This is a genomic window from Sandarakinorhabdus oryzae, from assembly GCF_009733735.1.
Taxonomy (GTDB): domain Bacteria; phylum Pseudomonadota; class Alphaproteobacteria; order Sphingomonadales; family Sphingomonadaceae; genus Sandarakinorhabdus; species Sandarakinorhabdus oryzae.
In genome coordinates, this window is the sequence record NZ_WNJP01000166.1 from 1 (window position 1) to 5,931 (window position 5,931).

At 66.9% G+C, this 5,931-nt stretch carries 6 protein-coding genes; 5 read left to right on the forward strand and 1 reads right to left on the reverse strand.

The window, feature by feature from the left end; all coding sequences use genetic code 11:
- On the forward strand, positions 1 to 769 hold a 769-nt coding region (locus GJ693_RS13155), incomplete at its 5' end, for an NAD(P)-dependent oxidoreductase (protein ID WP_156256744.1).
- Here GJ693_RS13155 and GJ693_RS13160 read toward each other — a convergent pair.
- Positions 760 to 1,926, reverse strand: coding sequence for an aspartyl/asparaginyl beta-hydroxylase domain-containing protein (locus tag GJ693_RS13160; RefSeq protein ID WP_156256745.1), 1,167 nt, complete (start codon positions 1,924 to 1,926; stop codon positions 760 to 762). The two genes, GJ693_RS13155 and GJ693_RS13160, sit on opposite strands and share 10 nt — an antisense overlap.
- Positions 1,927 to 2,009: 83 nt before the next feature.
- On the opposite strand from GJ693_RS13160, the gene GJ693_RS13165 reads away from it, so the two are divergent.
- The 4 genes from GJ693_RS13165 (at position 2,010) to GJ693_RS17550 (ending at position 5,632) form a co-directional block, all read left to right on the forward strand.
- Positions 2,010 to 2,534: a GNAT family N-acetyltransferase gene (locus tag GJ693_RS13165; protein ID WP_156256746.1), complete on the forward strand. Its 525-nt coding sequence runs from the start codon at positions 2,010 to 2,012 to the stop codon at positions 2,532 to 2,534.
- 43 nt (positions 2,535 to 2,577) lie between these two features.
- Positions 2,578 to 3,033, forward strand: coding sequence for a hypothetical protein (locus tag GJ693_RS13170; RefSeq protein WP_156256747.1), 456 nt, complete (start codon positions 2,578 to 2,580; stop codon positions 3,031 to 3,033).
- A gap of 1 nt (position 3,034) precedes the next feature.
- Positions 3,035 to 4,693, forward strand: a complete 1,659-nt coding sequence (locus tag GJ693_RS13175; RefSeq protein WP_156256748.1) for an amidohydrolase — start codon at positions 3,035 to 3,037, stop codon at positions 4,691 to 4,693.
- A 291-nt stretch (positions 4,694 to 4,984) separates the two neighbouring features.
- A complete protein-coding gene (locus GJ693_RS17550; protein WP_235902895.1) occupies positions 4,985 to 5,632 on the forward strand; it encodes a PEPxxWA-CTERM sorting domain-containing protein in 648 nt (215 codons plus the stop codon).
- Positions 5,633 to 5,931 lie beyond the last annotated feature (299 nt).

The window sequence follows — 5,931 nt, forward strand, 5'->3', positions numbered from 1 at the left end:
CAAGGCGGCGGCCTGGGTGGCGGCCCATGGCGGCCAAAGCGCGGCCACGCCGGCCGCGGCCGCCGCAGGGGCAGACGTGGTGATCGCCTGTGTGGGTGCCGATGCCGATCTGGAGGCGGTGACGCTGGGGCCGGATGGCGCCTTTGCCGCCATGGCGCCTGGCGCGCTGTTCATCGATCATACCACGGTCTCGGCCGCCATCGCCCGCCGCCTCGCCGCCGAAGGGGAGGCACGCGGGCTGCATGTGGTGGATGCGCCGGTGTCGGGCGGCCAGGCCGGCGCGGAAAATGGCAAGCTGACCATCATGGTTGGCGGCACGGAAGCGGCGTTCGCGGCGGCCGAGCCGGTGATGAGCGCCTATGCCTTGCGCATCGGCCACATGGGCCCGGCCGGATCAGGCCAACTCACCAAGATGGTCAACCAATTGTGCATCGCTGGCGTGTTGCAGGGCCTGTCAGAAGGTCTGGCGTTGGGCCTGAAGGCCGGGCTCGACATGGACGCTGTGGTGGACGTGATTTCCAAGGGCGCCGCCCAGAGCTGGCAGATGGACAATCGTGCGAAGTCCATGGTGCGCGGCCAGTTCGATTTCGGTTTCGCAGTGGACTGGATGCGCAAGGACCTCGGCCTCGCCCTCGACGAAGCCCGCCGCCTGGGCGTGCCACTGCCGCTCACCGCGCTGGTCGATCAATTCTATGCCGACGTGCAGGCCATGGGCGGCAACCGCAACGACACGTCGAGCCTGATCCGGCGGTTGACCCGTCAGCCCTGATCCTGGTCGTATTTCGCCACCGACTCAAACAGCGCAGTCAGGCCCGCGCGTTCGGCTGCCGTCAGTTCCGGGCGCCAGATTTCAAACAGCAGGATCACCCGCACCGCGTCGCTCTCGTTCCAGGCCTCATGCTCGATGCTGTCGTCAAAGATCAGCATCTTGCCGGCCTCGACCGTCCGCGTGTGGTTGCCGACGCGCAGCCGGCAATCGGGCGGCACGATCAGCGGCAGGTGGCAGATCAGTCGCGTGTTGAGCATTCCGCTGTGCGGCTTGATGTGGGTGCCGGGTGCCAGGATCGAGAACAGCGCCATTGGTGAGCGGCCGGCGATGTGCGGCAGCGGCAGATTGGCCAGCGCCGCCATCGTCGCCGGGCAACGGCTGGCGTTGGTCTCAAGCGGCTGGCCGGCCTGGAACAGGTGAAAGGCGCTCCAGCGCGGATCGTTCATCAGGCTGTGCGCCTTGGCCGGCCGGTCGGGCGGTGCCTCCACGTACGGCGCCACGCCGGCGCGATCCGCCAGCACGGCTTCGGCTTCGGCGCGGATCGCCGGCATCTGCGCCTCCAGCGCGGCCGTCCACGCAAATTCGGCGGGATCATAGAAGGCACGCTGCGGCAGGCCGGGGAAATAAAAGTTGGTCGGCTCCTGCAGATAGGGCCGGGTGCGCCCCGTCAGGATGGTCAGCGCCTCGCCAAAGCGCTCGCCCGCGGCGGCTTCGTCCACCCCCGCAGATGCCAGCGCCCGGTTCATGGCGGCGGCAAAGCGGCCCTGGATGGCAGCCACTTCGGCCTCGGCGCGCTGCAGCCGCTGGAGCAGGTCGGGCGGCAGCTGCGGATAGAGCGCGGCGGCATTGAGCGCTTGGCTGTACCAGCCGATCGCCGCCCGGTCGTCGCCATCGCGGGTGAGGGTTTCGGCCATCATCACCAGCGCGTAGGGGTTGTTGCCGTCCTCCTGCAGCACCCTGCCCAGCGCCGCGCGCGCGGCCAGCCGGTCGTCCAGCATGTCGCAGCTCTGGGCGAGCAGCAGCCACATCTGCACATTGGCCTGGCCGCTGGCCGTGATGGTTTCAAAACACGGCCGCGCCGCCGCCGCATCACCGCGCTGCAGGGCGGCCACGCCTTGCTGGGCCAGGGTCTGCAGTTGGGCGCGGTCGGTCGTCATGGGGCTGGTCTAGACGGCAGCGGCGGTGCTGCCAATAACCGGCGTTGTCTCGGCAGGGCGCGCGGGGCAAAAGCCGTCACGCCATGGACTTTCGCCCCGCCCGCCTGCCCGACGATGAAGCGCTGCTGATTGCGCTCAACATCGAATATCTGGATTTCGTCGCCGAAGGCCTGATGGCGCGGTTTGGCGTTCGCTATGACGAGATCGTCCCCGGCGGCGATCTGCCCACGTATCTGCCGACCGTTCTACCTGGCATCATCGGCCCTGGCCCGCCCGAAAGCATCTTCCACATCGTCGAGCAGGATGGCCAGCCCATCGCCATGGGCGGGCTGCACCGGCTGCGCGACGGCGTTGCCGAAATGAAGCGCGTCTATGTGCGGGATACGGCGCGCGGGCTGGGGCTGGGCCGGGCGTTGGTGGAACGGCTGATCGCCGACGCGCGCGGCTTTGGCTATCGCCGCATGCTGCTCGACACCATGCCCACGCTGGAAACCGCCATCGCGCTCTATGAACGGCTGGGCTTCGTTCACATCCCACCCTATCCGGAAGTGGAGATGTCGCCGGCCATGCACAAATATCTGGTGTGCATGGCGCTTGATCTTGCCTGATGGCGCACACGGCCTAAGCTCAAGGCCAAGACGGGGGGACGCCATGCCGAGACGCCAGGAGTGGCAGGACGATATTGCCGACGCCTTGAAAGGCGAGCGCTGGACGCTCAGCGGCCGCGACCGGCCGGTGAAGGTGGTGCCGCTCGACCGCCCGCTGCTGGGCCGGGTCGGCGGCTATTTCACCGTTGCGGGCTATATCCACGGCCTCACCCCCGGCGAAATGGAAACCGAACTCGGCTTGCCCAAGGGCTTCCTGCGCTGGGGCGCGCGCATCTATCCTTTCCTGCGCCTGCCCAACTACAGCGAATATGCCTATGAACTGACCGCCGCCTATCCCGACGGGCTCAGCTTTGTTGCCTGGGCGCATGATCCCAACTATCCCCCCGGCAGCCCGATCATCCACCAGTGGCGCATGCTGCCGGGCTGCACCGTGGCGGTGGACCCGCAAAATCCGATTTCCGTCCGGCCCGGCCGGCGCTTCGATGCAGGAGACGTGTAAGATGATGAAGCCGCTGTTCGCGCTGGCCCTGCTGGCCACTGCCGCCCCCGTGCTGGCCGACACGCTCTACACCAACGCCAATGGCTACACGCTCGACAGCAAGGGCACGCTGCAGCGGTTCAGCACGCTGGTGGTGGCGGACAATGGGCCAGAGAAAGGGAAGGTGAAGGCGACCTTCAAGGCCGGCGCCAGGCTGCCCGCCGGCACCCGCATCGATCTGAAGGGCGCCACGCTGTGGCCGGGCCTGATCGACGCCCACGGCCATGTCATGCGGCTGGGCGAGCTGAAGCTGGTCGTCGATCTGCGTGACAGCGCCTCGATCCCCGAAGCGCTGGCCCGCATCAAGGGCGGCCTGCCGGCTGCCGGCTGGATTATGGGCCGCGGCTGGAACCAGGAACGCTGGTATGCCGACGGCAAGCTCATCAACCGCTTCCCCACCGCCGCCGAGCTCGACAGCGTGACGGGCGATCGCCCCGCCGTGATGACCCGCGTTGATGGCCACGCCCTGTGGGCGAACACGGCGGCGATGAAGGCGGCCGGGATCACCCGCGACAGCAAGGACCCGGCGGGCGGTCAGATCATCCGCGATGCCGACGGCAACCCCACCGGCGTGTTCGTGGACAATGCCATAGACCTCGTGGAAGCCGCGATCCCTGCCGATGACGAGGCACGGCAGGACCTGGTGCTGACCAAGTCGCTGGAAACCATGGCCGAAGTCGGCCTGACCGGCGCCCATGATGCCGGCATGGACAAGCCCACATGGGACCGGTACGTCCGCTTCGCCAAGGCCGGCAAGCTCACCGCGCGCATCTATGCCATGGCCGGCGGGCCCGCCAATCGCAAGGCGATCGCGCCGGGTGGCCCGATCCCGTGGAGCTTCAACGACACGCTCGCCATGCAGTCGATGAAGCTGGTGTCCGACGGCGCGCTGGGCAGCCGCGGCGCCTATCTGATCGCGCCCTATGCCGACATGCCGAACACTCGCGGGCTGGAAATCACCCCGGCCGACAAGCTGAAAACCTATGTCACCGAGGCCAGCCGCGACGGCTTCCAGGTCAACACCCACGCCATCGGCGACCAGGCCAACCGCTCCACCATGGATGCCTATGCCGCGGTGCCGCTGGCCGAGCGCATCGCGCGGCGCCACCGCAACGAACATGCCCAGATCGTCGACATGGCCGATCTCGGCCGCTTTGCCGAACTGAAGGTGATCGCCTCCATGCAGCCCACCCATGCCACGTCGGACAAGGGCATGGCGGAAGCGCGGCTGGGTGAAGGCCGGCTCGGCGGCGCCTATGCCTGGGCGGCGATCAAGAAGAGCGGCGCGCAACTGGCCTTTGGCAGCGATTTCCCGGTGGAACCGCCCGATCCGATGTTTGGCATCCACGCCGCCGTCACCCGCCAGTCCCGCGATGGCCTGCCCGCCGGCGGCTGGCGGCCGTGGGAAAAGGTCAGCCGCACCGATGCCTTCGCCGGCTTCACCACCTGGGCCGCCCGCGCCGGCCATGCCGAAACCAAGGTCGGCACGCTGGAAACCGGCAAATGGGCCGATTTCATCACCCTCGACCGCGACCCCTTCACCGCACCGGAAGGCGACCTGTGGAAGATCAAGGTGACGGCGACCTGGCTGGCGGGGAAACAGGTGTTCAAACGGAAGTAGAGAAGGGGCCTCCGGCGGGCAGGGACTCGTCCCTGCACCCGTTGGTTCTTTGGTCAGCCCTGAAACTCCAATTCGCTGTCACGCTGGCCTGCGCCAGCATGACAAAATCCGGTGAAATGAAAGCCTTGAACGAACGGGTGCAGGGACGAGTCCCTGCCCGCTGGAGGCCCTGCTTCTCTGTCACGTCGCCTCAAATCCAACATTGCAAAATTTACTAAAAAAGCGTTAACTTCCTCTGTTCAAGCGTGCGACTCGTCCGGGTCGTGGCTTGGTCATTTGAGGGGGTAAGCGATGCGCAGTGGGATCTTGGCCATCACCATGGCCGCACTGATGTCCACATCAGCCAGTGCCGCCATTCAATGGACCGACTGGACCAGCGTTGCGAACAATGTCGCGACGGGTTCGCTTGATGGTGGCACTGTCACGATGGACGGCCCGTTCGACACCTATTCGGTGGCCGGCGGTTTTGATTACTGGCGCAATGGTCCCAATCCGTGGCCGGCCTATGATGGCGTGTCCAACATGCCCACCAACGGCGATTTCATCGCGCCGTCAGGCAACACGGTGACGCATACCATCACCTTCTCCAAGCCGATCCGCGATCCCTATTTCGCCATCATCAGCCTGGGCCAGCCCGGCATCCAGACCAGCTGGACCTTCAGTGATGCCTTCAGCCTGGTCGATCAGGGCCAGGGCTATTGGGGCAATGGCGTGTTCACCATCAACGGCAATTCGATCAGCGCCGGTGAAGCGCACGGCATCATCCAGTTCAAGGGCAACTTCACCAGCCTGACGCTGACCACCAACCGGACCGAGAACTGGTCGGGGTTGACCATCGGCACCCCTGGCGTTCCCGAACCGGCGAGCTGGGCGATGCTGATCACCGGCTTTGGCCTGGTCGGCGCCGCCGCCCGACGCCGCCGCGCCGTCGCGGCCTGACAAGAGGCACGACCTGAAGGGCGCTGGGGGGACATCCTCCAGCGCCCTTGTCGTGTCGGCGCCTTTTCTCTTTCCCGCTGGCGCCGCCCATGTCACCTTCCCGCTAACGATCTGGGGGAGCGCATCATGGCTGATTTCAGCATCAACCGCCGGCATCTTCTGGCTGGGGCTGCGACGCTTGCCGCGGTACCGGTGCCGGCGCAGGCCGCTGCCGACGATGCCATCGGGCTGGCTGCGCGCATCCGCAGCGGCGATGCCAGCGCGCGCGAGACGGTGCTGGCCGCGCTGGAACGCGCCGA

Excerpts from the sequence above, each read along its gene's own strand:
- GJ693_RS13160 (WP_156256745.1), bottom strand. The coding sequence starts at position 1,926 with ATGACGACCGACCGCGCCCAACTGCAGACCCTGGCCCAGCAAGGCGTG.
- GJ693_RS13165 (WP_156256746.1), top strand. The coding sequence starts at position 2,010 with ATGGACTTTCGCCCCGCCCGCCTGCCCGACGATGAAGCGCTGCTGATT.
- GJ693_RS13170 (WP_156256747.1), top strand. The coding sequence starts at position 2,578 with ATGCCGAGACGCCAGGAGTGGCAGGACGATATTGCCGACGCCTTGAAA.
- GJ693_RS13175 (WP_156256748.1), top strand. The coding sequence starts at position 3,035 with ATGATGAAGCCGCTGTTCGCGCTGGCCCTGCTGGCCACTGCCGCCCCC.
- GJ693_RS17550 (WP_235902895.1), top strand. The coding sequence starts at position 4,985 with ATGCGCAGTGGGATCTTGGCCATCACCATGGCCGCACTGATGTCCACA.